This window comes from Duganella violaceipulchra (genome assembly GCF_019166075.1).
In the GTDB taxonomy this organism is placed as follows: domain Bacteria; phylum Pseudomonadota; class Gammaproteobacteria; order Burkholderiales; family Burkholderiaceae_D; genus Rugamonas; species Rugamonas violaceipulchra.
The window spans coordinates 1-255 of the sequence record NZ_JAHTGR010000215.1 but is presented as its reverse complement, the minus strand read 5'-3'; the positions used below and the strand labels follow the sequence as shown (position 1 = coordinate 255).

The 255-nt window shown below is 64.3% G+C and carries 1 protein-coding gene; it reads left to right on the top strand.

Going from position 1 to position 255, the window contains the following annotated elements; genetic code table 11:
• Positions 1-255: phosphopantetheine-binding protein (locus KVP70_RS33755; protein ID WP_217946782.1), on the top strand; the 255-nt coding region annotated here is incomplete at both ends.

Here is a 255-nt window from a genome sequence, read left to right as displayed (position 1 = left end):
CTTGGACGGTTTCCCGCTGACCGCCAACGGCAAACTCGACCGCAAGGCGCTGCCGGCGCCGGACAAGAGCGCCGTCGTCAGCCGTGCCTACGAGGCGCCGCAAGGAGAGATTGAAGAGGCGCTCGCGGAGATCTGGCAAGACTTGCTGGGGTTGGCGCAAATCGGGCGCCACGACCACTTCTTCGAGATGGGTGGACACTCGCTGATGGCAGTGCAACTGGTGTCGCGCCTGCGGCAAGTGCTGGATGTCGAAGT